The following is a 26,932-nucleotide window of genomic DNA, read 5'->3' as shown; positions in this document are numbered from 1 at the left end:
ATTATGAAGTTATCCAAGCAATATTCCCTCAAGAAAAGATTAATCTGGGGGACATCAGTTTTTAGTTTATTGCTTGGATGTTTATTGATTTTCACCGCTTATAAGATCGCTTTGCATGAAGTTGATGAGATCCTCGATACGCAAATGCAATATATGGCTGAACGGTCTACTACTCAGCCTTTAACCACCATCACCAGTAAAATCGAATTGCATCGGACTTATCACGAGGAAGATTTGCTGGTTGATATTTGGGCGTACAAAGATCAAAGTCACTTATGGCATCAAACGCATCTATTGATCCCACCAGTGAAGCAAGCAGGTTTTTACACGCAAGAAACACCACAAGGAAAATGGCGTGTTTATGTCATCCCGTTAAAAGATTATCAAATTCAAGTGAGCCAACAAGAGCAGGTACGCAAGAACTTCGCTTGGGAGTTGGCAGGTAGTATGTTTGTGCCATATGTGCTGTTACTGCCTTTTGCAATTATTATCTTAGCATTCATTATTAGTCTCAGTTTAAAACCTTTAGAAGACTTCAAGGCTGAATTGCGCAGTCGAGATTCGGATGGCTTAGCACCGATTGATAGCCAAGATTATCCGCAAGAGTTAATTCCAACTATTGAAGAAATGAATCATTTGTTTGGACGAATCCAACAGGCACAGGCTGAACAAAAGCAATTTATTGCAGATGCTGCACATGAACTCAGAACACCTGTAACGGCATTAAATCTACAAACCAAAATTTTAATGAGTCAATTCCCTGAGCACGAAGCTTTAATTAATCTAAGTAAAGGATTGGCGAGGATTCAGCATCTGGTGACTCAATTACTGGCATTGGCTAAACAAGATGTAGGTTTAAATTTGATTGAGCCAAATACGGAGTTTCGCCTTAATGATGTTGCACTCAATTGCGTCGAGCAATTAGTCAACTTAGCCATGCAAAAAGAAATAGATTTGGGTTTTGAGCGTAATGATGTGATTGAAATGAATAGTTTGGAGTCAACTATTCATTCGATTATTTTTAACCTGATCGATAATGCGATTAAGTATACGCCTAATCAAGGCATCATTAATATTTCAGTCTATAGTGACCAAGACAATTTTGCATGTGTGCAAATTGAAGACAGTGGTGCTGGCATCGACCCTGAAAACTACGATAAAGTATTAAAACGTTTCTATCGTGTGCATCACCACCTAGAAGTGGGCAGCGGCTTAGGACTTTCCATTGTTGATAAAGCTATTCAACGTTTAGGCGGTACGCTGCAACTGTCTCGTAGTATTGATTTGGGTGGCTTATCCGTTTTAGTGCGCTTACCTAAAATCTTAAATCATCACTGAGTCACTTTGATTTAAGCATTGCTTTCTGCATGCTCTCGAAGATAACGAAGAAACAACACACATTTTTGGATGCGTTTACCATCATTGCCGACGCGGTTTACGTTGAGTCTGAGCACCCAGTTTAAGCGTTTTCCAACTTTACAAATGTCTTTATACACTTGTGGTTCAGCGAGTAGAGCTTGGTAAAGGATATAGCTTGCATCATTAAGCTGTTCAAATTCGAAATGATAGGCCGTCGAGAAAATATATGAAATCCAATCACGGACAAAACAATCGTGCAAGCTGAGCACGGATGCAGGATCAGTTTCGAAATCAATAAAACTAAAATGTCTTTCTTGATCCACTAAAATATTACGTGCAAAAGCTTCGCTTAAATAACCACCTTGCAAATGAACATATTGAACTGCTTGAATCGCTTGGGTAAATAAAGTGGTTTTAGCTGCTAAATCATCTTTGCAGTATGCAAGTGCTTGATCTAATTGTTTAACTTTACTTTGATGTTGAGCGCCAATATCTTCCAGTAAAATCCCTTTGTCAGAATGAGCAAGCACATTAGGTGTTGATACACCAAGTTGTTTGAGCTGTTGAATACGCTGATATTCACATCGAATCGCCGCCGCGCCACCTTGATTCGGGACAGGCATAATGGCGCCAAGATTGAAAATCTTGGCAAGCCATTTCAATGGCGTATATAACCATAGACCATGACGTTCAGATGCTTTTTTTAACCATACTTTACCAGTATCGAGCTTATAAGCCTGAATAGATGCTTGTTGGGTTTTTAAGGTATTGTCTAAAAAAGTCTGAAAGTCATCCATTCGCAGCAAACTATAATTAGGTGATTGTATAAGGGTATTTGAGTGATCACTTTACCACATCAGGCAAAACTTTCGGAGTATCAATTATGTTCGAGCGTATGAGATGGCGTTGGTAGGTTAAAGCATATACAGCAAGATTGATTGCAAAGCAGATCCACGCTGTCCATAAATTATGGCTGAGAAAATGAGCACCACGCATCATCTGTGCCCATCCCATCGCAAAACCAAGTAGGATACCTGCAAATAGATAAAACCATGCTCGTTTTTGTTCATCGAGTCGATAGACAAAATAACCTGTCACCAGTGCAAAGCCTGTACTAGCATGTCCACCAGGAAAACAATGTCCTGCTGTAGCAGAAAAATTCCATGTGAAGCCTGTGGTTGTTGCAGTCGTCATCGCCCAAGGACAAGCATGAGCAGCATTTGCTTTGATTAGCCCGATCACACAAGTACATAACATGCTGACCCAAAACATATAGCCATATTTCCAGCGCTTTGCTTTGAGTTTTTCAACTTTGAAAGATGCTATCCATAATAAGAAAAAACTAATGTAGACCAGCGTTAAAACCTTTTTGACATAGGTGTGATTGAGCTTTGCTAGATACCAATCGCCTTTTAGCGCAAAATCACCAAATGTACCCACCCAAGGTTGGATTAAGTACATATCTATGCTGCCCCCTACAGGAAAGACCCACCACAAAATAAAAAAACTGATTAAAAGTAAGAAACTTGTCAGCAGAAAAAATGGCGTTTTAATAATCATAGGATTAAACGTCGAAAAGTAAACAATCTATGATTTATTAAACTGTTTTAATCTTAAACAGCTCTTAAAATTGACATAAAAAAAAGCGGCGTTTCCGCCGCATAAAACATTAAAACTTAAAACATTGATTCTTCAGAATTCGCTGAAATCTTATGAATCGAAAGGTCAGCACCACGATACTCATCTTCTTGAGATAAACGGATGCCCATAGTGACTTTTAAAATGCCATATACGACAAAACCACCTACCAATGCGATAGCAACACCTAAGCCAGTCCCGATGATTTGAGAAATAATCGATACTCCACCCAAACCGCCAAGCGCTTGCTGACCAAAGATACCTGCCGCAATACCCCCAAAAGCACCACAGACACCATGTAATGGCCAAACCCCCAAGACATCGTCGACTTTGAGTTTGTTTTGCGTGTAAGTAAATAGATAAACGAACATGCCACCAGCAGCTCCACCAATAACCAATGCACCGATAGGATGCACGATGTCAGAACCAGCACAGATCGCCACTAAACCAGCTAAAGGACCATTGTGCAAGAAGCCTGGGTCATTTTTACCCATAAAGTTAGCTGCCAAAGTACCGCCAACCATCGCCATCAATGAGTTGATCGCAACTAAGCCAGAGATAGCATCAACACGTTGAGCACTCATTACGTTGAAGCCAAACCAACCTACGATCAAAATCCATGAACCTAAAGCAAGGAATGGAATAGATGAAGGAGGGTGAGCACTTACACGACCGTCATTTTTATAACGACCATTACGCGCACCTAACAAGATCACCGCAGCTAAGGCAATCCACCCACCCATCGCGTGTACAACCACAGAACCAGCGAAATCATGGAAAGTTGCACCAAAAGAGCTTTCAAGCCATTTTTGGAAACCATAGTTTCCATTCCAAATCATCCCCTCAAAGAACGGGTAGATCAGGGCAACTAGAAGTAAAGTTGCGATCGCTTGTGAACGCATTTTGGCACGTTCAGCAATACCCCCAGAGACAATCGCTGGAATGGCTGCAGCAAAGGTCAATAAAAAGAAGCAACGCATCAGGTTATAACCATGATCAGCAGCTAAAACTTCGCCTGCATGAAAAAAGTTTTGTCCATAGGCAATCCAATAACCAACAAAGAAGTAGGCAATTGCGGAAATGGCAAAGTCAGTCAGAATTTTACTGAGTGCATTGACTTGGTTTTTGTGACGAACGGTGCCTAGCTCTAAAAATGCAAAGCCTGCGTGCATTGCCAAAACCAGTACTGCACCGAGCAGTAAGAAAAATAGATCTACGTTTTGCATAGTGGTGCTCAAAAAAAGTGCTAAATTTTATTTTGGTGCAAGTATTTGATTCGTTTTTGCACCAAAATGGATTTAGTAAATCTAAAAACTCAAGCTGTAGCGTCACAACTCAATTTGATGGATTTTGTGATGCAAAAAACGCACCAATTTAGAAAATAAATTGTAAATATGATGAAAATTGGTGCATTTTGATTAAAAATAGCACAGAAATTTAAAGGTGTAGACCTAAATAGCAGCATTTTAGCGGATGTTATTTGTTTAATTGATTTTAGTGTGGAGGCGTTCTACTTGCTAATCATCATGCAAAAGACAAGCTGCTACTTTCCAATAGTGATTGTTGCTACAATTTTTATTTTTCAGGTGGATGAATATGTCCTTTGATCTCAAAGTTAGTTTCAAACAAAGGTCTGAACCATCTGCACAGCAGAAAAAACTCAATCTATTAATTGCTCAAATTGAACAGCAAAAAATCAGTCTCGCCACATGGAAAAATGCACAAGACGAGATTCAACAGCATACCCGACAGAAGCTCATGCCAGTCTACCGTGAACTACACGAGGTATTGTTTCTACAATTAGAGCAACTTTGGCACTTGTTGCAATCGCATACATTTTCCAAAACCGACTTACAACAACTCGATGAAAAAATCGCACAACTTGCCCGTATGTTGAAACGCTCACAAATGTTGAATGAAGAACAGCTCACTCTTGTGCAGCAGATCGACACCGTTTATCAGCAACATACTCAACAATCTGTTAAAAAGCTTAAAAAAGTACAGTCAGAAAATTTCGAGTATCAAGCATCCTCTGAGCAGAGCATCGAGCAACATGCAGAACAAAGGAGTGAACAAGAAGACGACTTTGAGCAATATGCGGCGGAACAACAACAAGCAAGAGAAAAAGCCAAACAGCTACGACAGCAACAAAAACGTGAACAAGCTGAGCAACTAGCAGCACAGTCACTTAAAACGGTGTATTTAAAAATAGCTGCCATGATTCATCCTGACCGTGAGCAAGATGAAACTAAGAAAGCGGAAAAAACCGAATTGTTTCAGCAAGCCAGTCAGGCTTATGAACTGCAGGATTTGTTTTATTTACTGAAACTTCAATTACAGCTTGAACAAAATAAGGGTGTAGGAACTAAAGAGCTTTCTACGGAGCAAGTAAAGTTTTATAAACTGGCGTTGGATGCACAAAGTCAGCAGCTTGAAAGCCAAATTGACGAAATTTTAGATTCTTTTCAGTTAGCAAAGAAAGTCAAAGCCGAGCATCTTCATATTAATGATGTGTATAAAGCGATAGATGCGGACTGTGCTGAGTTAAAGCAGCAGTTGAAGTGGGAAAAAGAGCGTTTAAAGCATATGAAAAAGGTGAGTGGGGTGGAGATGTTATTGGAGCATGGGGTGCTTTGATTTTTAAAAGAGTCTTTCTCTAACCTTATAGTACAAGGAGGGAAAGACGGTTTGTGCTTATTTTAAAATTTCAGATAAAAAGGGATCATTTCGAACATAGGTTTTCCAAAATGCAGAAAATGGATAATTCTGTTGAAGCATATTAGTAATATTTTCAATTAGATCTGCTTTTTGTTGCTGTCTAAGTCGATTCCATCCATTTTTTAATTGAAAACGTAAACTTTGTAAATAGGCATGTTCTTCTAAAATTTTTTCTTTTAGATACTCATGACTCACTTGTTGATTGCCACTATTCGCATTGTTGTAGCATTGCTCTAATAAAGCTATGGTTTTATTTGTTAATTCATATAAATCTGAGTCATTGTTTAAAGTATTAGTGAGTACAATTTTTCCATTAGGTACGCTTGGGGCTTGTAAAGCAATAGCAACATCCACATTATGATTTTCGTTACAGCAATCAAGTAATTCTTTGTGCCTTGAACCTTTAATTCCGTTACAGTGAGAGCATGAGTAATAAAGATTATTCCAATCTATTCTTAATTCTTCACTTTTGTTGAGATGGGGTACAAAATGCTCCACATTTACATTACCGAAATCTGTTTGTTCACATAAATAACATTTAGATAAGAAATCTAGTTTCAATTGTTTGACTACTGCTGGATCTGTGTAATCAGAATTCGTCCATTCTTTTGGTTTCGCTGATCGAATTACTTTAAACATCAAGTTCTCCTAACTCTTGATTGTCTAATAAATGATTTAATGCTTTGAAATAAAAAGACTTTGACTCCACGTCAAGTTGTTTAGCATATGGAGTGATATTTTTTAGAGTTTCTCTAAGTTTTTCATAATTATTAGGATCACTATTTAAAATAGTGGAAATAGTTTGAATTTCTGTTTTTAAGTGATCAGATTGGGGGTTAACATGGAATAAACCTTTAATTACTGCTTCATAAGAATAATGACTTAAATCATCTTCAAAAAACTCGCCACTTGAAATATCATAAACTACAGTGTCCTTAGTAGAGGTAATAACAAATGGAGAATGTGTACTTACAATAAATTGGATTTCAGGAAATGATTTTATGAGAAATGGTAAAATTTTCTTTTGTAGTGATATGTGTAAATGTACATCAATTTCATCAATAATTACTAAGCCCTCTAAATCAGTGTGATTAATATTTAGTAAGCGAGCTCGCATTAGAAGGCTTGAATAAATATTGAAAATTGCTTTAAATCCAGAAGGAAGTTCTTTTAAACCAAAAAATTTATTTCCATTATTTTGAATTATTAATACACGATTATTTCTGTCATCAAATGAAAGTTTTGTGGTTTCATTCTCGAAAATAAATTTTAGATCACTTTCTACATTAAGAAGCCATTTCTCATATTTATTCTTGTATGTTGTGGTTAACGAATTTTTTCTTTCTTCAATTATATATCTTTCAAAAGATCCTTCTAAATCGTGATCAAAAAGATCAAGCGCCTTATCTTTATAGTATTTTAAATCACATATATCATAATGGCTTCCCATTTCTCGATAAGTTTCTGGGGAATACAGTCTGGATGCTGTGAATAATGTACATGTGGCTGAATTTCCTAAAATTTTGTTTTTTAGTGAAATAGGATCATAAAAAACAATATTAATTTTTTTATTAATTAGTTCTTGGAAGCTTTTTTGTATTATGTTCTTTGAGTTCTGTATATGTTCTATTTTATTGAAAAAATATTTTTTTGAGCTGTTATTTGAAAATAATTGAGAATCTATTTCATCTTTAGGATCAAAGCTAGAGTATATATCAGTATATTTCATACTGGATTTGTAATTGTGGTATTCAGTAAGAAAAGCTGAGAATTTTTTGTCGTATATCGAATATATTCTTTCAATATGGGATTTAAAGTCAGATTTGGGGAGGTTTTCCTCTTTTGATAAAATATATTCTAACTCTTTTAAAAAGCTTTCATCTATATCTAACACATCTTTGTAAGTGTTAACTTCATTAGAGATTTTGGTTAATTTTGAGTAGCTGTTTTCTTTTCTTTCAAGCTTATCTATATCTATGCTTTTTTTAATTTCATTATAAAGCTCATTTAATAATATTGTTTTTCCTGCCCCATTGTTTCCTGTAATAATTAAATTTTTACCTTGAATTTTTAAGTTATGATTATTAATGGTAAAAGACTTTAAATACTTCATGTTAAATATAAAGGGCTGGTTATTCAGCCCTTTATACAACAGATTAGATTAAATATGCAACAACTTAAAGCGCAGCAATTTGCTCCATACTCGCTTTAATTTTACTTAACTGATCAGCAAATTCAGCCAATTTAACCTTTTCACCTTCAACCACTGCTGCTGGTGCTTTAGCGACAAAACCTTCGTTAGAAAGTTTAGTTGCGATTTGGTTATGCTGCTTTTGAACCTTATCCAAGTCCTTCTGCAAACGACCCAATTCCGCTTTAGGATCAATCAAACCTTTCATCGGTACAAATACAGATGCATGGCTTACAACGCTAGAGCATGAAAGAGGTGGCTCTTGCTCATTGGTCAAGAACTCAATGCTTTCAACTTTTGCGAGTGCTTTGAACAACGCTTCGATACGGATGATTTGCTCACGTTCTGCATCAGAAATATTCTTAAGCAATACAGGTAATAAACGTGCATTACCTAAGCCCATTTCACCACGAATATTACGTACTGCACCGATCAAACCTTGTAACCACTGCATATCTGCTTCAGCTTGATCATTGATCTTCGCTTGTTCAGGAACAGGGTATTGCGCAGTCATAATCGTAGCACCGCCTTTGCCTAACATCGGCGCAAGGGTTTGCCAGATTTCTTCTGTCAAATACGGCATTAACGGATGAGCCAAACGTAAAGACGCTTCCATCACGGCAAGGAGTACACGGCGAACTTCAGCTTTACGCTCTTCTGACACATTGGCATCGTTAAGCACAGGCTTGGTCAGTTCGACATACCAGTCGCAGTATTCATTCCAGATAAAGTCATAAATCGCTTGCGCCGCAAGGTCTAAACGATAGGTGGCAAATGCTTGATGAACAGCAGCTTCTGCTTTTTGTAAACGGCTGATGATCCATTGTTCAGGAAGTTCCCAAAGATCAGGACGAGCTTCTTGACCAACGGTTTGACCTTCGACATTCATCAGAACAAAACGGGTTGCGTTCCAGATTTTATTACAGAAGTTACGGTAGCCTTCAACACGTTTTAAATCGAACTTGATGTCACGACCTGTGTTTGCAAGCGCACAGAAGGTAAAACGTACTGCATCCGTACCATAGGCATTGATGCCTTCTGGGAATTCCTTACGGGTTGATTTCTCAATCTTCGCAGCATCTTTCGGATTCATTAAGCCCGTGGTACGTTTCGCAACTAGGCTTTCTAAATCAATACCGTCGATCAAATCGAGTGGATCAAGTACGTTGCCCTTAGACTTCGACATCTTCTGACCTTCACCATCACGGACTAAGCCATGCACGTAAACCGTCTTAAATGGTACTTGAGATGAACCATCTTCATTTTTCATGAAGTGCATGGTCATCATGATCATACGTGCAACCCAGAAGAAGATGATGTCAAAACCTGTCACCAATACATCAGTCGGGTGGAACGTTTTAAGGAAATCGTTGGCTGCATCTTTCTGTGCATCGCCAGTCCAGCCTAAAGTTGAGAATGTCCAAAGTGCAGAGGAGAACCATGTATCCAGTACATCTTCATCCTGATTTAATTCAATGTCAGCAGCGATGTTGTTTTTGGCACGAACTTCTTCTTCGTTGCGTCCCACATAAACATTACCTTCAGCATCGTACCATGCAGGAATACGGTGACCCCACCACAGTTGACGGGAAATACACCAGTCCTGAATGTCTTTCATCCATGACATATACATATTGGTGTATTGTTCTGGGACAAACTTGATACGACCATCTTGTACAGCGTCAATTGCAGGCGCAGCCAAAGGCGCAATTTTCACATACCATTGGTCTGTGAGTAATGGTTCAACAATCACGCCTGAACGGTCACCGCGTGGTGCTTTCAAGTCATACGGATCAATCTTGTCCAGCCAGCCTTCAGCTTCTGCCTGTTCAACCAGTTTTTTACGGGCAGCAAAACGCTCCAAGCCGATATAATCCGCAGGGGCAGGCAACAGTTGTGAAATTTGCTCACCCGCTTTGGCGATATATTCAAACTCAGCCAACACTTCGGCATTTTTGTTGAAGATATTGATAATCGCTAGACCACAACGTTTACCTACTTCATAGTCATTGAAGTCATGCGCAGGTGTGATTTTTACACAGCCTGTACCGAAGTCTTTTTCAACGTATTCATCTGCAACAACTGGAACTAAACGACCTGTGATCGGTAGAACAATGTTTTTACCGATAAGGTGTGCATAGCGTTCATCTTCAGGATGTACTGCAACTGCTGTATCGCCCAATAATGTTTCAGGACGTGTGGTTGCCACCACAAGGTAGTCATTACCATCTTTGGTTTTAAGCGATTTGTCTTCAAAGAAATATTTAAAGTGCCACAACGAGCCTTTTTCTTCTTTGCTTTCAACTTCAAGATCAGACAGGGCAGTTTGTAGTTTTGGATCCCAATTCACCAAACGCTTACCACGATAGATCAAACCATCTTCGTGAAGTTTAACAAACACTTCTTTTACAGCATTGGATAAACCTTCATCCATCGTGAAGCGTTCACGTGACCAATCGACTGATGAGCCTAAACGACGGATTTGACGTGTAATTGTTCCGCCTGATTGTTCTTTCCATTCCCAAACTTTGTCGATGAACTTTTCACGACCTAAGTCATGGCGGTTAATCCCTTGTAGACCAAGTTGACGCTCCACAACCATCTGCGTTGCAATTCCCGCATGGTCGGTTCCAGGTTGCCATAAGGTATTTTTACCCATCATACGGTTATAACGAGTCAGTGCATCCATGATGGCATTGTTAAAGCCATGACCCATGTGCAAGCTACCCGTAACGTTTGGTGGTGGAATCATGATACAGAATGATTCACCTTGACCTGATGGTTTGAAATAACCGTTTTGTTCCCAGATTTGATACCACTTCTTTTCGATCTCGGTTGGATCGTAAGTTGTTGCGATATTTTGAGCAGATTGAGCGTCAGTCATAGTACAGAAGATCAAAATAGAATAAAAAATTGCATCTATTGTAGCAAAAAAATGATGAATATTTTCATCAAAAAAAGTCGATGAAAACAGTTGGTTTTTTTCTTGAAAAAGTTAGATTTATGTATGTTACATCACACAATTAAAAATGTTTAAGCATAAAACAACGATATAAAAATATTAAAACTTAAAAAAGGACGGTTACGATGAGTTATTCAATTCTATTAAAAATTAATGAAGCAACACACGGTCAACCATTTTTGGCATTTATGCATGTTGATCGTGAATAGAATGTGGTAAATTCAGCATTTGAAAAGCCAAAAATGAAAGAAAAACAGAATCTAAGGATGAATAAGGGCTTATTGAATAAGCCCTTATTTTATGGAATCTAGAATAGGGTGATTAGAATGAACACTGCCGTTTTTTTAAATATTCATGCCGATACATACGCGCGATTTGCTCACATCCGTACGCAGCTCTTACAGGGTAGTAAAGAAAGCCAAGCAAATGCTTTGGGGGCAGTTTTATCTGAAATTGCATGTGAAGTGATAGAACAAGTTTTTATGGTGCTATTGCAAGACAATCAACATCATTCACTCACAGGTGAATCTGAAAAAGTGATTCAGCAGATTTTAGAAGCAATCCGAAAATATATGCCATGGTCAGTGTCATTCTTTGGGAATGATCGTTTAGTTCCATTGATTGAACATTTATCTAAAACAATTCGAGTTGAAGATGAGTCGGTATATATGACTTATCCGATTGAGCAACAGTTGACTCAACAGGTTAAAGCTTCGAGTCAAAAATTAGCTGAAGGGGAAAGTCGGGAAATTGCCAATTCACTGAAGTTGCTCACAGAAGTGATTGATGTAGGTGTCACTCATTTAATTCGTGAGCCGAAAAAGAGCCTAAAATTTAATTTTGTAGTCGATAAAACCTTAAATGGCGTCATTAATATGACGACACATTTAGGGTATAAGCGTTTAGAAAAATTAGGTACTCAACTTGATCAACAAGCTGCGGCAACTTATGTAGATCACTTTCTTAAATTTATGCGTCACCCTGCATAAATAAAGGAGATATATGACATGGCGAAACTTAAAAGTCTTGAAAATAAAGTCGTATGGATTACAGGTGCTTCATCAGGTCTAGGTAAAGCTTTAGCACGAGAGTGCGCACTTCAAGGTGCTCAGGTGGTACTGACTTCACGTCGTTATGATGAGTTGGAATCGGTTCGAGTGGGTTTACTTAAGCCTGAACAGCATCTTTCAATCGCTGCTGATATTACCGATGAAGCTCAAGTCCGCCATGCACATGAACGAGTTCTCGCGTGCAAAGGACGTATTGATTGGCTGATCAATAATGCAGGTTTGAGTCAACGTGCATTGATTCAAGATACGACTATGCAAACTGAACGTGCCATCATGGAAGTGGATTATTTCTCCCAAGTGTTCTTTACCAAAACCGTATTACCCACTTTGCGCAAACAAAAATCAGGTCGGGTGGTATTTATTTCGAGTGTGGCGGGTCTTTTAGGAACCCAATATCGCGCGACTTATTCTGCGGCTAAGGCTGCAATTCACATGTGGGCCAATAGCTTACGTGCGGAAGTCGCCAAAGAGGGAATAGCAGTTTCAGTGGTTTTTCCTGGTTTTGTTAAAACCAATGTTTCATTTAATGCTTTAAATGGTGAGGGCAAACCACAAGGGCATCAAGATGAAGCCATTGAAAATGGTTTGGATGCCGATGTATTCGCCCAGCGTGTGGTTGAGGCTTTGATGGCAGGTGAGGAATATGTGGTTGTCGGTGGGAAGAAAGAGCAACTCGGAGTATTAGTCTCTCGCTTATCACCAAGCTTGTTATATAAAATGATTCGTAAAACACGAGTTAAATGATAGTGCAAACACCTAAGAAAGCTGTTTTTAATTGGAGTGGCGGAAAAGATTCTGCCCTCGCACTTTATACCGTCTTACAGCAAAAACAATTCGAAGTGGTTGCTTTGTTGACCACAGTCAATGAGGAAACGGAATTGTCATCTATGCATGCGATTCCATTTTCATTATTGATGAAACAAGCTGAAAGTATTGGTATCCCTCTTTATCCTGTATTTTTACCCAAGAATCTACCTGTTTATGAGCAGCGCATGTTAGATGCTGCTCAGCATTTCAAGGCACAGGGGGTAGAACATTTTATTTTTGGTGATATTTATCTTAGTGACGTGCGTAAATATCGAGAAGACCGTTTACATCCTTTAGGAATTGAAGTGGTCGAGCCAATCTGGAATCTTGATTCGACTGAAGTGATGCAAAACTTTTTGGATTCAGGCATTAAAACTAAAATCATCGTCACAGATGCCAGTAAATTGGATCGTTCTTTTATTGGTCAAGATATAGATGCAGCATTGATAGAACGGATGCCTGAGGATGTCGATATCTGCGGAGAAAATGGCGAATACCATACTTTTGCTTATGCTGGAGCATTGTTCAAACAACCCGTTGAATTTGAGATTGTAGAAACTCGTCAAATGTCTTATGACTTTAAATTAGAGAATGGGGAAGAAAAAACCTATCACTATTGGCAAGCGATTTTTGCAGAGTAACTGAGTTGTCCTGATGCAGCATGTGCAACAGGACATAAGTCTTCAAGATGGCTGATAGATCGCTGTTCCATATGCAAATACTTCAACCATCCCACCTTGCATACCGAGTTCAGTCGTGCTGAGACGAACCCCCATGATATGGCTAGCACCGATTGCATGTGCTTCTTGTTTGAGTCGAATGATTGCTTCACGGCGTGCTCGCTCAACAATACTTTCATAACTGGTCAGACGACCACCTAGAAAATTTCTAATCGTCGCAAGCACATATTTAAAGTAGTCATGTGAAATGACGACATTGCTACTTACCAGTTGTCCATTTGATTGAGTTTCGACGAATCGATTGCTATCAATGCGAATATGAGCAAATTGTTTTTCTTTTTCATCTAATTCACGAAGATGTTTTTGTTCGATATGACGACCGAATCCCCACCCTACAGTGAACAGAATTAAGAAAAGAACGATTTGTAAAATTAAACCATCCATATATTTGCCTATGCACTAAATGGGTCTGGAAGTGTGGGTGCTTTAGGTTGAACAATAACCGCAGTGCCGTAAACAAAAAGTTCTGATGCACCTTGTGCGATATTTGATGTCGAGAAACGAATACCGACGATAGCGTTGGCACCTAAAGCACGTGCTTTATCGATCATACGTTGTGTCGCTTCTTGGCGAGATTCTTCAAGCAACTCTGTATAGCCTGTTAGTTCACCACCAACAATGTTTTTTAATCCTGCCATAAGATCTCGACCAACATGTTTACTGCGTACCGTACTGCCGTAAACGACATCTAGCTGACGTAAAATCTCGTGACCAGGAACTGATTCTAAACTGCTTAATAACATAGCGTTTTTCTAAGTCTTTAATATTTCAGTATTGAAGATAAGAAATATTCCGCATGCATGCAATAAAAAAGCTCACCGAAGTGAGCTTTTTTATGACAAAGTTTTTTATTATTGAGCGCTATTTTTTTCAGCGCTAGATGGTTGGCGTGCAATCGTCTCAGTTGAAGACGCTTTAAGTCCACCACCTAAGGTTTTATAAAGCTCAACCTGATTATTTAAATCAGCTTGTTGCAATAATAATAAGCCTTGTTCTGCTGAATATGCTGAACGCTGAGCATCTAACACCGTTAAGTAGCTATCAATACCAGCACGGAAACGAGCATTTGATAGTTTATAAGTGGTGTTAGTGGCATCAACTAAGCGGCGTTGAGCACTCAACCGATCACCAATATTGGCACGAGTTGCTAAAGCATCATTCACTTCACGGAATGCAGATTGGACTGACTTTTCATAATTTGAAAGGGCAATCTTCTGATCTGTTTCAGAAATTTTGACATTCGCACGACGTGTACCCCAATCAAAGATTGGCATATCGATGCTCGGACCAATTGACCAAAGCGCGTTGCCAGATTTAAACAAATCACTTAAATCCGTTGATGCATAACCTGCTGAACCCGTTAAACTAATCGTTGGGAATAGTCGTGCTTTCGCAGCACCTATATTTGCACCTGCAGCACTGAGTTGATACTCAGCCACTTTGACGTCAGGACGATTATTCAACAAGTCACTTGGTAAGCCTGCTGTCAACACATTCTTTTGTGTGATACGAGCAACTTGTTGTTTTGGTAACAGGTTCTCAGGAACTGGTTGACCGACCAATAAATTCAACAAGTTTTGAGCTTGTGCAATCTGGGTTTTGTAGTTAGCTACATCGTTACGTGCAGTTTCAACTGAAATCTGAGCTTGACGCACAGGAATTTCACTATCAATTCCGACATCGAAACGCTTTTTGTTCAAGTTAAATGACTCTTGCTGTGCTTTGAGCGTTTGCTCTGCAAGTTTGAGTTGTGCACTGGCGAATGAATAATTCAACCATGCTTGTGTCACTTGTCCAATTAAGCTGATCTGAGTCGCATCACGTGAACTTTGTGTCGCAAGATAACTATCTAAAGCAGCGTCTTTTAAGCTACGAACTCGACCCCAGAAATCTAACTCGTAAGCCGTTAAACCTAAGCCAACTTGGTAAGTCGAGTAAGGATTGTTTGGATCACGAGATGGCGTGACTTGGCGAACCGCACTACCACTTGCCCCAATCGTTGGTAATTGGTTGTTTTCTGAAATTTGGTACTGCTGTTGAGCTTTTTGAATATTCAACGCCGCTGTACGCAAGTCACGGTTATTGGCAAGTGACATATCAATCACTTGTAATAAACGAGGGTCATCAAAGAAGTCTTTGTAGCCTTGTTCTGCGATAGAAGTTCCAGAAGCATTACTATATGACGCAAAGCTTTCAGGAATCGCTGTGTTCACAACAGGCTCTGGCCCACGCATGCTTTGGCAGGCAGCCAAAGACAGCGCGAGTGCAGAGATTGCAATGCCACGACTGGAAATAGACCAAACAGTTTGCATCACGATCAATGCTCCTGAGTATTTAAAGTTTTAGGTTTGTACTTAAAGATACTACGAATCCACACGAAGAATACAGGGATGAAGAAGATACCTAAAAGTGTTGAAGAAATTACGCCACCCAGTACACCATAACCAACAGAATGTTGACTACCTGCACCCGCACCACTTGCAAGGGCTAATGGTAAAACACCAAATCCGAATGCAAGTGTAGTCATGATAATCGGACGTAAACGCATTTTTGCAGCATGTAATGTTGCTTCAAATAACTCTTCGCCTTTTTCTTGCAGCTCTTTTGCAAACTCTACGATCAAGATCGCATTTTTTGCAGAAAGACCAATCACGGCTACGATTGCGACTTGGAAATAAATGTTAAAGGATAAGTTTGGATCACCTTTAATCACCATTCCTAACCATGTCATCGTGAAAGCACCAATAATACCTAGTGGTACAACTAACAATACCGAAATTGGAATCGCCCAGCTTTCATACAATGCTGAAAGACACAGGAACACGATCAATAATGAAAGAATGAGTAATGGAACTGTTTGGTTACCAGAATCACGCTCTTCCAAAGATAAGCCTGTCCATTCATAGTCGAAACCTTGTAAGCCCATCGATGGTAACTTACCAATGATTTCTTCCATTGCTAACATCGCGTCACCTGAGCTGACACCTGGTGCAGGAGAACCCTGAATGTTCACAGAAGATACGCCGTTGTAACGTTCTAAACGTGGTGAACCATATGTCCATTCACCTTTAGCAAAAGCTGAGAATGGAACCATTTCACCTTTGTTATTACGTACATACCATTTGTTTAGGTCTTCAGGCATCATGCGAGTATCCGCTTCACCTTGAACATAAACTTTTTTCACACGACCACGATCAACGAAGTCATTGATATAAGAACCACCCCAAGCCATGCTCATGGTGCTATTAATATCACTAATACTCACACCCATTGCACCAGCTTGCGCTTGGTCAACTGTGATTTTGTACTGAGGAGTATCCTCTTGACCATTCGGACGTACACCTGCAAGACGTTTGTCTTGAGATGCCATACCTAAAATAGCGTTACGAGCAGCGATCAGTTTTTCATGACCTTGACCACTTACATCTTTCAACTGAATATTAAAACCAGACGATACGCCCAATTCTGGCATTGCAGGAAGCTGTAATGGCATGATGTAAGATGCATCTTTTACGATCATGTTCAATGCCATACCACGTTGAATGATGGCACCAATTTGTGATTCAGGTGTTGTACGCTCGCTCCAGTCTTTCAATTTGATGAAAGCAAGACCAGCATTTTGACCAACCCCTGTAAATGAGAAGCCAGACACAGTAAAGATAGACTCTACATGCTCTTTTTCCTTATTTAAGAAGTAATCAGTCATAGTGGTGATGACTTTATCTGTTCTTTCAAGACTTGCACTCGGTGGTAATTGAACAAGTGTCATAACAACACCTTGGTCTTCTTCAGGTAAGAAAGACGAAGGCAACATCTTGTATAAACCAACTAAAGCAGCAATAACAACGATATAAATGACTCCAGAGAACAACTTATGATGGGTCATACGGTTGACGCCACCTTGATATTTCTCTGAAAGTTTTTCGAACCCACTATTAAAACCACGGAAGAAACGCGCAAAGATACTGTTGCTTTGTTCTTTGTTTGGATCGTGTTGTTTTAATAACGTTGCACAAAGGGCAGGGGTAAACGTTAACGCAACGATCAAAGATAAAATCATTGCCGTTACTAAAGTGATAGAGAATTGACGGTAAATTACACCAGTTGTCCCCCCGAAGAAGGCCATTGGTACGAATACCGCCGTTAATACACTAGTGATACCAATCAAAGCACCAGAAATTTGACCCATCGACTTTTCAGTAGCAGGTACAGGTTCAAGGTGTTCTTCTTGCATCACACGTTCGACGTTCTCGACGACTACAATCGCATCATCGACCAACAGACCAATCGCAAGCACCATCGCAAACATGGTGAGCGTGTTGATTGAGAAGCCGAAAATATTGATTACCGCAAAAGTTCCCAATACAACTACAGGGACTGCGAGTGTCGGAATGATCGTCGCACGCCAGTTCTGTAAGAACAGGAACATGACGATAAATACCAGAACAACAGCTTCAATCAGTGTGTGTACTACACTTTCAATCGAAAGCTTAATGAATGGTGTCGTATCGTAAGCAAGTTTATCTTTTAAACCACTTGGATAGTTAACACGTAATTCTGATAAACGTTTTTCAACTGCAGCAGCTGTATCTAGCGCATTTGCACCCGTCGCAAGTTTAATCGCGACACCACCTGCAGGATTACCATTGAACTTAGAGTCAAACTGATAGTTGTCTGAACCTAACTCAACACGTGCAACATCACTTAAACGCACTTGTGCGCCATCAGCAGCATTTTTTAGGAAAATGTTTTTAAACTGCTCTGGAGTCTGCAACATACTTTGTGCATTAACTGTCGCATTTAAAACTTGTCCCTGAACTGCTGGGGCACCACCTAATTGACCTACGGCAACTTGAGCGTTTTGTGAACGTATAGCTGCTGCAACATCTGAAGGTGTGAGATTAAAACTAGTAAGTTTTGCTGGATCTAACCAAATACGCATTGCATAAGAACCACCAAAGACAGTCACTTCACCTACACCTGCAACACGACTTAGTGGCTCAGAGATGTTTGAATTGACGTAATCTTTAATATCTGATGCTGACAAGCTGCCGTCAGGTGAGTAGAAAGCAACGACCTGCATAAAGCTTGCACCAGACTTGGTCACTCTCACACCTTGACGTTGAACGTCTTCTGGTAAAAGAGCAGTTGCTGATTGCAATTTATTTTGAACTTGAACTTGAGCGATATCAGGATCAATGCCTTGTTCGAAGTTTAAGTTGATCGATGCTTGACCATTACCCGCACTGTTTGAAGAGATATAACGCAAACCATCCAAACCATTCATTTGCTGTTCAATGATTTGAGTAACCGTATTCTCAACAGTCTGAGCTGAGGCGCCTGGATATGTTGCAGAAATTGTCACCGTAGGTGGTGCAATCGTTGGGTATTGTGCAACTGGCATTTTGGTGAGGGTGAGAATACCCGCCAGCATAATAACCAGTGCAATCACCCATGCAAAAATTGGGCGATGAATAAAAAATTGAGCCATGCAATCTACCCCTTAAACTTGTGAAGTAGCTTTTTGTTCAGCTTTTGAAGAGTCAGCTTGTTTTTGTTCATTTGCTTTAGGGGCAGCATTTTGACCTTGTGATGCTTGAGGTTGGTAAGGCTTAGCCTTAACTTCTTGACCTTCTTTTACCTTTGCAACACCATCCACAATAACTTTATCACCCGCTTTTAAACCATCGGTAATAATCCAGTCTTGACCTTGAACCCCTGCTGTTGTCACTGGTCGAGTCTCCACAGCACCTTTCGCATTTACGACCATAGCAATTGCTTGCCCTGTAGGTAAGCGAGTTACAGCTGCTTGTGGAATCAGATATGCATTAGGTAGAACTGCTTGAGAAATTTTTGCAGTTGCGTACATACCAGGTAATAACAAGTGATTTGGATTTGGGAAAACGGCACGTAAAGTGACTGATCCTGTTTCAGGGTTAACACTCGCACCAGAGAATGCGAGTTGTCCTTCGATAGGATAATCTGAACCATCTTCAAGTGTGAGTTTCACGCGCGTATTATTGCTACTATCTAAACTACCTTTACTCAACTGCTGACGTAAACGGAGCATTTCAGCACTTGATTGATTGATATCTACATAGATCGGATCAAGTTGTTGGATTGTCACCAACGGATCTGCTTGGTTTGCAGTAACTAAAGCACCAGAAGTTACCGAAGAACGACTAGATTGTCCTGAGATTGGTGCGCGAACAGTTGAATAACCTAAAGTAATTTCAGCATTTTTCAATGCTGCCTGAGCTGCAGCTACATCTGCTTCAGCCAATTTTACTTGAGCATTAATATCATCATATTCTTGTTTAGAAACGGCGTTAGTACCAACCAATTGGCGATAACGATTTTCTTTCACACGCAATGCATTTAAATTAGCTTGCTGACGTAATAAAGCTGCACGAGCATTGTCAGCAGTTGCACGGTTGGTATTAGCATCTATTTGATAAAGTGCTTGACCTGCTTCGACATAACTGCCTTCAGCAAATAAACGCTTTAAAATAACGCCCCCCGTTTGTGGACGAACTTCTGATATTTGATACGCAGAAGTGCGCCCAGGAAGTTCAACATTTTGTTCAACACTTTGTGGTTGAGCAACGATAACACCAACTTCTGGAGGCGGCATTTTTTGAGCAGCAGCAGCTTGCTGTTCATCTTTAGGATCTTTGCTACAACCAACAAGCGCAATGCTTGTTGCTAATGCGCAAGCAGTGAGGGCAGGTGCCCAAAGCTTAGCCGACATCATTGTTCCACCTCAATTTAGATTTTTTATCTAAAAACAAATTGTTGCTGAAATTGCTTTGATACAGCCAAAACCAAAGCAACGAAGTCAAAATCAACCCAATACCCCAACCAGCCAATACATCAGTTGGGTAATGAACCCCTGCATAAACTCTAGATATCCCCATGATTATTAACCATAAAACAGATACTAAAACGATACTGGAACGATATTTGTGCTGTTGTGATAGCAACAGAACTAAACTCGATAGGGTTGCAGCATACAGGCTATGGGCACTTGGGAAGGATGCTCCATAACTTTGAACTAAATGATAAAACGCCAATGGTCTTGGTCGATCAATGCCCCATTTCATAAGCCAACCAATCACAATGCTACCGATCACGCTCAGGGCGACAAATATGACCTTTTTATAGTTTTTCTTTCGAATTTGATGGATACAAAAAAACGACGTTAAAACCAGTAAAAAGGGCATGCCTCCTAGGCGAGAAAACAGAACGGCTACGTGGTTAAGCGCAAACGAACGGTGTTCAAATAGCATTTGAACACCTCTAAGGTCTAAATTTGATATGCTTGGAGAAAACAGCCCAATCACACCGATTATCAAAAAAATGCAACCAATACAAAGCAGTAGGTACGGCATGCGAACCTCATTATTTGCTTAACCATTGTTCAGGGTTATATAATTTTTTAAAGTGTACTTGCGAGTACACTTTTGGTCAAGTCTTGAAATTTTATGATAATTTCATTTTCAGATTTTTTTAAGGTTCAGTAAAAAAACATAACAAAAATTGATTAATGTCTCACTTTTTGTTCACTTGATGCATCATCATCTACTTCGATTGGTTGTTTTGGTGGCCAAAAGAAATCACTTGGTCGTGTTAAGAAGTGGGTGAGTACCAATTTTGCCAATGGTTTCCATTGTGCGAAACGTACGCGACGAGCGCGTAAAGCAACAATAATAGTCAAAGTAAAGCTAACAAATAGGTTGGTTAAACCAATGAGCATGACACCAAGGAACGATACAAGGATTAGACCAATATCAGGTGATCCACTAATAGTCATTAAGCCTTGTATAAAATTTGCAGATGCAAAGGCAATGTGACGAATATCTAGTGGTAAGCCTAGAATAAAACCAATGGTTCCCATACTTCCAAGCATGATACCGAACAAGAAGTTACCAGCTAAAGCACCTAAGTTGGTTTCGATATAATTAGCAAACTTATCCAGTCTTTCTTGTCCCATTAAATGTTTCAAACGAAGATGCTGTTTTAAACGAGGACCTACCTTTCGATATACGGCTAGGTTATCGAAATATCCTGCAAGTAAACCTGATAAAAATAAGCACACACCAGCAATTGCTGCATGTGGAACGGCCAAAGAAGTGAATGGATTTAAGGAGTGCAGTGTTTTACTTGCTTTAACAGGTGAAAGCAAAGGTTCATGTAAGTTGTATTGCCATAAGAAAGTAATAAGTGCAGCTACTGGAATCGCAATCGAGATATTGCCGAGGATAGCCACAAATTGAGTACGAATAATATTGATAATTAAAGCTGCGAGTTCAGCAATTTGTGCGGTTTTACTACCTTTTTGATGTTGCACTGTTGCTGCGAGAGCAGCAGCTGTCATTGCTGGTTGTTTAGTTGCAACGGTGAAATGCAGCACATGAATCAGCATAAAACCCAACGCATAGTTCATGCTATATAGAAATGCATGTCCAAATGGAGCCAAGACCAAACGCGCTGTCAGTATTTTTAAGGTTGCCATGGTCGCAATAATTGCACCTGCACCCGCAGCAGCCTTATACATTCCCCAAAAGCCAGCTTTGTCAGTACTTACATAATGTTCGCCTGTCTTACTTGCATTCTCAGTAACCTGTAACGCAATTAACTCACTGGTAGAACTCAGTAAGTGACGCACACTTTTTTCATCATAATTCGCTTGAGTTAGATCTGTGATTAACTCACCCAATGATCGGTATCGAATTTCATTTTTGCTGACCAATAAACTAAGCAATAATTCAATTCGATCAAGCGCTTGTTCCAAAAGCGAGAGTAAATAAGTCAAACTGATACTTACACCAATACGCTTGGTTGCTCTGCGGATTTTGAGTACAACTTCGCGACATTGATCCAGCATAACAAATGCTTGTGATGCATCAGGAGGCGGGAGAACTACAATGCTATCTTGATCTTCGGTCTGCTTTTTATACTTCTCAATAAATTCGACAATTTCTCGGTTTTGAACTAGAAAAGGAGATTCGTATTCAATAATGTCAGGTAAGGCATTAATAAACTCAGGATATAAGCCAATGCCACTGATTCGATATGAAAGAACAGTAATCGCTTTTATTAATTCATTTTTAGAATAGAGTTTTTCTTTACTATTGCTATGACTTTCACTGATTAGGCTAAATAAACGAATCCAATCTTGTGTATCAATTAAAGCTAACCAATCGCTATCAGTTTCTTGGTGAAAAACTTTACCCACTAATGTTCTGAGTTGCTGACCATCTTCAATTAAAGGAAGAAAATGAGCGCCTAATCGTTGGCTTAACTGGTTCCAAAAGCCATCCAAAGAGAGAATCCCACTGTCGGCATACAAGCTAATTTGTTTATATTGGCTAATCAGACGTAATAAAAAGTTTTGAAGCAAAATGGAGGATGCAGGAGTGAGTAATAAAATCCTAACCAATGCATCAATACGTGATTTTACTTCATTGGCATCGTTAGGATCAGCTGGTCGTATACGATTGACCAGTTCAATAATTAGGTTTTCGTCAAGAGCAGCTTGAGGGAGTTCAAGCTGTTCCTGCATTTTTAAAAATAAATCAGATAAATTTAAATGCATAGGCAATTAGAACATCATTGGAGTCGGTGTAAGGCCATTAAGGTTAAATTGATCAGTGCTTGTCGATATTCATTATCAGGTAAGGCTTTTAAAGCCTCTAATGCGCCATCCGTTTCTTGTTGGGCACGCTTTTGGCAATATTCGATTGCGCCCGAGTTATGCACGATTTGAATAACTTTATCTAGATGCTCGATACCACCAGTGGCGATACTACGACGGATAATCTCATGTTCTTCACCTGTCGAATGAGCTAATGCTGAAATTAACGGTAAAGTAGGTTTACCTTCCATCAAATCATCACCAATATTTTTACCTAATGTTTCAGCATCAGATGTGTAATCCAAAATATCATCAATAATTTGAAAAGCATTACCAAAATGACCTGCGAAGCGACGAAGAGGTTCACGGTACTCTTCTGTACCTGCCAAAATAGCTGCGCCTTCAGTAGCAAGTTCAAACAAACGAGATGTTTTACCATGAATAATGCGTAAATATGTTTCTTCGGTTGTTTCTGGTTGATGCTGAGATTGAAGTTGTAAAACTTCACCTTCAGCAATTTCACATGTGCCCGTAGAGAAATCTTTTAATAGTGTGATGTTATTTAAATCAACCAATAGATCAAATGAACGTGCTATTAAGAAATCACCCACCAAAACAGCAGTTTGATTGTTCCACGTTGCATTTGCTGTTGGGCGACCACGGCGGAGGTTTGATTCATCGACTACATCATCATGCACTAAAGTTGCGGTATGAAGCATTTCAATGATGGCAGCTAAATGTTGTGCTTGCTGCATATTTGCTAATCCACAAGCTTTTGCAGCCAGTAAGCACATGATTGGACGCATACGCTTCCCACCAGCTTCTACGACGTGTTTGCTTACAGACATGACTAAGCCAACTTTAGAGCTAATTCCTTCATTGATCAGGTAATCCATCGCAGCAAAATCTGTCGCAACAGGGGAAAGAACGTCTTGCTTAAAATCGATAACCATATGAAGAAAAACCTCGTATAGGTGGGTAGTGCGCTAAGTGTATCAATTAATCTGTTGCTAAACAGTTATACAGGCTGTGTAATCCGTCATTTAAAACATTATGATGAGTTTTTTGGTCTTAATTTAGACAGAAAAAAGAGCTTGCCCACCAAACATCATTACTTTACTTATGACTTTGTAAAAACACAGTTTGTTATTGTCGCAATTTGTTTTTAAAAATGTATTGCAAATCACAGAAAGAATCAATCAAAACTGTAGAACTTCAATCTAATTGATTTTATTAGAAAATCTAAAAATTGATTGAATCTATTTGCATTTGTATAAAATGACTTGTTGTTTGATCAAATTTCACTTAAAATTTGTCCCCTTATATAACCCCAGTGGCGTTCGTTTTAAGATCGATATATCCCTTTATCGACACGACGACACGGGCATGTTGGAGTACATATGTACGCAGTAATCCAAAGCGGTGGTAAACAGCACCGTGTTGTTGAGGGTGAAACCCTTAAAGTAGAATTATTGAAAGCTGAAACTGGCGCAACTATCACGTTTGATGACGTGTTAATGGTTGTAAATGGTGACAACATTCAAATCGGTGCTCCAGTTGTAGCTGGCGCAAAAGTAACTGCAGAAGTAGTTGGCCATGGTCGTCACGACAAAATCCGCATCATCAAAATGCGTCGTCGTAAACACTACCGTAAGCAACAAGGTCACCGTCAATGGTTTACCGAGTTGAAAATTACTGGTATCGCAGGCTAACACGAGGAGTAAATAGACATGGCAACTAAAAAAGCCGGTGGATCGACGAAGAACGGTCGTGATTCGAATCCTAAGATGTTAGGTGTTAAAGTTTACGGTGGTCAAACTGTAACTGCTGGTAACATCATCGTTCGTCAACGTGGTACAGAGTTCCACGCTGGTGCAAATGTTGGTATGGGTCGTGACCATACTTTATTTGCTACTGCTGACGGCGTAGTAAAATTTGAAGTGAAAGGTCAATTTGGCCGTCGCTATGTAACTGTTGAAGCGTAAGTTTTAATAGTTCAGAAAAACCCGCTTTTAGCGGGTTTTTTGTTGAGAATAAATTATGAATATATTACAAATATGTAATCAACTAAATCATATTATTAATATGATGAATGATCTTAGCTTTATAAATTTAAAACTGTCTATAGTTCCAGTTCTCGTGGCTAATGAAAATATTTGGTGGTATAAAAACGATCCATATTTTGATAAAAACTCACAAGCTACATTGTATCTTTTTAAACACAATAATAATGTCTTCCTGTTAAGGAATAAAGACTTAGGTATGGGGTGTTGCGGATTAATACATATAAAAATTGAAAATTTGGTTGAATTTTATAGTGAAATCCTTACTGAACATTTGAACTATTTTCTAGATTATGAAGAGATAGAGAGTTATTCGATCTATAATTTAAATAATCATGATCAAAATATCATTGATAATTACAATGATATGACAAGTACAAAAATGAGCATACTTGCTAAAGTATCAGCATATTCAGATCCTAATGATTGGTATTCTAATTTATATAAAGATTTTTTAGAAGAATATCTATATATAAGTAATTTAAAAAACAAAATTGATAAAAGGATAAAACAGCAATACATGTCATCTCTAAAAGACTTATTAGCCTCTTCATCAATTATAAATATTAACAATATGATTTTTAAATCAATCAATCAGCATGAATATATTGAAGAATTAGATGTATTTCTAATTCGTTTTAATAAATTGCTTTAATTTATAAGGGGTTATCTAATGAATTTTCCTGTTTTAATATCATCATAAGCCTGTAAAATTTCATCATAACTATTCATGACGAAAGGACCTTGTCCATTAATTGGCTCGTTTAAGGGTTGTGCTGATAAAAATAATAAATCACAGTTTTCTAGAGCGTTGATTTGAACGTCAGTTCCTAAGCTCGACATGACAGCCATCGCTTGTTCTTCGAGAGATTCTTCATCAGAAGAAAACTGTACTTTACCTTTACGCAAATAGATCAAGGTTGTCGTACCTTCGGCAGCAGGTAATGTAATTTGTTGGTCTTTCACAAGATGTATGTCAAAGACATTCATCGCAGTAAATGTTTTTGCGATTCCAGTTGTTAGATTTAATTCACCAGCAACTACGCGAATATAGCTAGTTTGATCATCGAGAATAATTTTAGGGATATCTTCATTTAATAAACTTTGATAGCGAGGGGCAGACATTTTGTCTTTGGCAGGTAAATTTACCCAGAGTTGTACCATTTCAAAGGGACCACCACTTTCACGAAACTCGGAACTAAACTGTTCAATGTGCTGTATTCCTGAGGCAGCAGTCATCCACTGAACATCACCTCTTTTGATCAAGCCACCGCCACCTGTGGAGTCCTTATGTTGTAATTCACCTGCAAATACAAAGGTCACGGTTTCAAAACCGCGATGTGGATGTTCATTTACGCCTTTCTTTTTGCTTTTAGGTTCGAGTTTTCCTGGTCCTAAATGATCAAGCAGTAGGAAGGGTGATGTTGTATTACCAAGTTCATGGTAAGAGAATACTGAAAGTGCAGGGTAAAAGTCGCCAATAGCGAATCGAGTGTCATTTCGATGGATGAATGCAAGACTTTTCATAGTTTATGCTTATTTTATAAATTCTAGTAAGACTATCAAAAAGTTGATTCAGGTCTAGTCTATTCTTTATTAATAATTTCTATATCAAAAAATTTAGCTACATGATTGATTTTAAAATCTTGTCAAATTGTGGATTTGCATCCTTACAATTTCTACATAAAGACCGCATCTTCATACATAATGCTGAACTTTGCGACACGAAATACACAAAACCTGTGCT

At 39.0% G+C, this 26,932-nt stretch carries 23 protein-coding genes; 8 read left to right on the top strand and 15 right to left on the bottom strand.

The annotated features are described in order from the left end of the window. Positions 1–3 precede the first annotated feature (3 nt). Positions 4–1,338: an ATP-binding protein gene (locus tag Q9Q86_RS08945; RefSeq protein ID WP_112986723.1), complete on the top strand. Its 1,335-nt coding sequence runs from the start codon at positions 4–6 to the stop codon at positions 1,336–1,338. Between the two features lie 11 nt (positions 1,339–1,349). Here Q9Q86_RS08945 and Q9Q86_RS08940 read toward each other — a convergent pair whose 3' ends face one another. From Q9Q86_RS08940 to Q9Q86_RS08930, 3 genes are all read right to left on the bottom strand, one after another. After that, on the bottom strand, positions 1,350–2,156 hold the full coding sequence (locus Q9Q86_RS08940) for a serine/threonine protein kinase (RefSeq protein WP_112986722.1): 807 nt from the start codon (positions 2,154–2,156) through the stop codon (positions 1,350–1,352). A gap of 46 nt (positions 2,157–2,202) precedes the next feature. Further along, positions 2,203–2,919, bottom strand: a complete 717-nt coding sequence (locus tag Q9Q86_RS08935) for a phosphatase PAP2 family protein (protein ID WP_112986721.1) — start codon at positions 2,917–2,919, stop codon at positions 2,203–2,205. A gap of 116 nt (positions 2,920–3,035) precedes the next feature. After that, a complete protein-coding gene (locus Q9Q86_RS08930) occupies positions 3,036–4,223 on the bottom strand; it encodes an ammonium transporter (RefSeq protein ID WP_004908475.1) in 1,188 nt (395 codons plus the stop codon). A gap of 370 nt (positions 4,224–4,593) precedes the next feature. Here Q9Q86_RS08930 and Q9Q86_RS08925 point away from each other — a divergent pair, with 370 nt between their 5' ends. Then, a complete protein-coding gene (locus Q9Q86_RS08925; protein ID WP_087540593.1) occupies positions 4,594–5,634 on the top strand; it encodes a molecular chaperone DnaJ in 1,041 nt (346 codons plus the stop codon). A 57-nt stretch (positions 5,635–5,691) separates the two neighbouring features. Here the strand turns inward: Q9Q86_RS08925 and Q9Q86_RS08920 are convergent, their stop codons facing one another. The 3 genes from Q9Q86_RS08920 to Q9Q86_RS08910 form a co-directional block, all read right to left on the bottom strand. Beyond that, complete coding sequence (locus Q9Q86_RS08920) at positions 5,692–6,354, bottom strand: HNH endonuclease (RefSeq protein ID WP_023271563.1); 663 nt, start codon at positions 6,352–6,354, stop codon at positions 5,692–5,694. After that, positions 6,347–7,165 (bottom strand): AAA family ATPase, encoded by an 819-nt coding sequence (locus Q9Q86_RS17480; RefSeq protein WP_374050031.1) that lies wholly within the window; start codon positions 7,163–7,165, stop codon positions 6,347–6,349. Before Q9Q86_RS17480 ends, Q9Q86_RS08920 begins: the two co-directional genes overlap by 8 nt. 727 nt (positions 7,166–7,892) lie before the next feature. Beyond that, on the bottom strand, positions 7,893–10,790 hold the full coding sequence (locus tag Q9Q86_RS08910; protein ID WP_112986719.1) for a valine--tRNA ligase: 2,898 nt from the start codon (positions 10,788–10,790) through the stop codon (positions 7,893–7,895). Positions 10,791–11,194: 404 nt separating this feature from the next. On the opposite strand from Q9Q86_RS08910, the gene Q9Q86_RS08905 reads away from it, so the two are divergent. Genes Q9Q86_RS08905 through Q9Q86_RS08895 form a run of 3 tightly spaced genes read left to right on the top strand, consistent with a single transcriptional unit; the run spans position 11,195 to position 13,386 of the window. Further along, the gene (locus Q9Q86_RS08905; RefSeq protein ID WP_004908464.1) at positions 11,195–11,857 is read left to right on the top strand and encodes a hypothetical protein; all 663 of its coding nucleotides are present in this window, start codon (positions 11,195–11,197) and stop codon (positions 11,855–11,857) included. Between the two features lie 18 nt (positions 11,858–11,875). After that, entirely contained in the window at positions 11,876–12,682 is an 807-nt protein-coding gene (locus tag Q9Q86_RS08900; RefSeq protein ID WP_112986718.1) for an SDR family NAD(P)-dependent oxidoreductase, read from the top strand. Next, on the top strand, positions 12,679–13,386 hold the full coding sequence (locus Q9Q86_RS08895; RefSeq protein WP_112986717.1) for an ATP-binding protein: 708 nt from the start codon (positions 12,679–12,681) through the stop codon (positions 13,384–13,386). The genes Q9Q86_RS08900 and Q9Q86_RS08895 overlap by 4 nt, the downstream gene beginning before the upstream one ends. 42 nt (positions 13,387–13,428) lie before the next feature. Here Q9Q86_RS08895 and Q9Q86_RS08890 read toward each other — a convergent pair whose 3' ends face one another. The 8 genes from Q9Q86_RS08890 to sdsA form a co-directional block, all read right to left on the bottom strand. Continuing rightward, positions 13,429–13,869, bottom strand: a complete 441-nt coding sequence (locus tag Q9Q86_RS08890; RefSeq protein WP_004950737.1) for a YbjQ family protein — start codon at positions 13,867–13,869, stop codon at positions 13,429–13,431. Between the two features lie 8 nt (positions 13,870–13,877). Next, on the bottom strand, positions 13,878–14,228 hold the full coding sequence (locus Q9Q86_RS08885) for a YbjQ family protein (RefSeq protein WP_004950740.1): 351 nt from the start codon (positions 14,226–14,228) through the stop codon (positions 13,878–13,880). Positions 14,229–14,336: 108 nt separating this feature from the next. Continuing rightward, positions 14,337–15,797: a multidrug efflux RND transporter AdeIJK outer membrane channel subunit AdeK gene (adeK, locus tag Q9Q86_RS08880; RefSeq protein WP_112986727.1), complete on the bottom strand. Its 1,461-nt coding sequence runs from the start codon at positions 15,795–15,797 to the stop codon at positions 14,337–14,339. A 5-nt stretch (positions 15,798–15,802) separates the two neighbouring features. Further along, positions 15,803–18,976 (bottom strand): multidrug efflux RND transporter permease subunit AdeJ, encoded by a 3,174-nt coding sequence (gene adeJ / locus Q9Q86_RS08875; RefSeq protein WP_112986716.1) that lies wholly within the window; start codon positions 18,974–18,976, stop codon positions 15,803–15,805. 12 nt (positions 18,977–18,988) lie between these two features. Beyond that, complete coding sequence (locus Q9Q86_RS08870) at positions 18,989–20,239, bottom strand: efflux RND transporter periplasmic adaptor subunit (RefSeq protein WP_112986715.1); 1,251 nt, start codon at positions 20,237–20,239, stop codon at positions 18,989–18,991. Beyond that, a complete protein-coding gene (locus Q9Q86_RS08865; RefSeq protein ID WP_112986714.1) occupies positions 20,226–20,876 on the bottom strand; it encodes a phosphatase PAP2 family protein in 651 nt (216 codons plus the stop codon). Before Q9Q86_RS08865 ends, Q9Q86_RS08870 begins: the two co-directional genes overlap by 14 nt. Before the next feature lie 152 nt (positions 20,877–21,028). Further along, on the bottom strand, positions 21,029–23,083 hold the full coding sequence (locus Q9Q86_RS08860; RefSeq protein WP_112986713.1) for a site-specific recombinase: 2,055 nt from the start codon (positions 23,081–23,083) through the stop codon (positions 21,029–21,031). 14 nt (positions 23,084–23,097) lie between these two features. After that, positions 23,098–24,075 carry an All-trans-nonaprenyl-diphosphate synthase gene (sdsA, locus tag Q9Q86_RS08855; RefSeq protein ID WP_004950751.1) on the bottom strand — a complete coding sequence of 326 codons (978 nt, stop codon included), beginning with the start codon at positions 24,073–24,075 and terminating at the stop codon, positions 23,098–23,100. A gap of 447 nt (positions 24,076–24,522) precedes the next feature. Here sdsA and rplU point away from each other — a divergent pair, with 447 nt between their 5' ends. From rplU to Q9Q86_RS08840, 3 genes are read left to right on the top strand one after another with little or no spacing between them, the layout of a single operon-like run. Next, positions 24,523–24,834: a 50S ribosomal protein L21 gene (rplU, locus tag Q9Q86_RS08850; protein WP_004652230.1), complete on the top strand. Its 312-nt coding sequence runs from the start codon at positions 24,523–24,525 to the stop codon at positions 24,832–24,834. Between the two features lie 18 nt (positions 24,835–24,852). Next, complete coding sequence (gene rpmA / locus Q9Q86_RS08845; RefSeq protein WP_004640422.1) at positions 24,853–25,107, top strand: 50S ribosomal protein L27; 255 nt, start codon at positions 24,853–24,855, stop codon at positions 25,105–25,107. Between the two features lie 55 nt (positions 25,108–25,162). Beyond that, positions 25,163–25,840 carry a hypothetical protein gene (locus Q9Q86_RS08840; protein ID WP_112986712.1) on the top strand — a complete coding sequence of 226 codons (678 nt, stop codon included), beginning with the start codon at positions 25,163–25,165 and terminating at the stop codon, positions 25,838–25,840. Between the two features lie 11 nt (positions 25,841–25,851). Here the strand turns inward: Q9Q86_RS08840 and Q9Q86_RS08835 are convergent, their stop codons facing one another. After that, positions 25,852–26,712 carry a pirin family protein gene (locus Q9Q86_RS08835; protein WP_112986711.1) on the bottom strand — a complete coding sequence of 287 codons (861 nt, stop codon included), beginning with the start codon at positions 26,710–26,712 and terminating at the stop codon, positions 25,852–25,854. Positions 26,713–26,932: the final 220 nt, after the last annotated feature.

The organism is Acinetobacter sp. A22 (assembly GCF_030913345.1).
Classification (GTDB): Bacteria; Pseudomonadota; Gammaproteobacteria; order Pseudomonadales; family Moraxellaceae; genus Acinetobacter; species Acinetobacter junii.
This window is presented reverse-complemented; position numbering and strand designations above follow the sequence as displayed.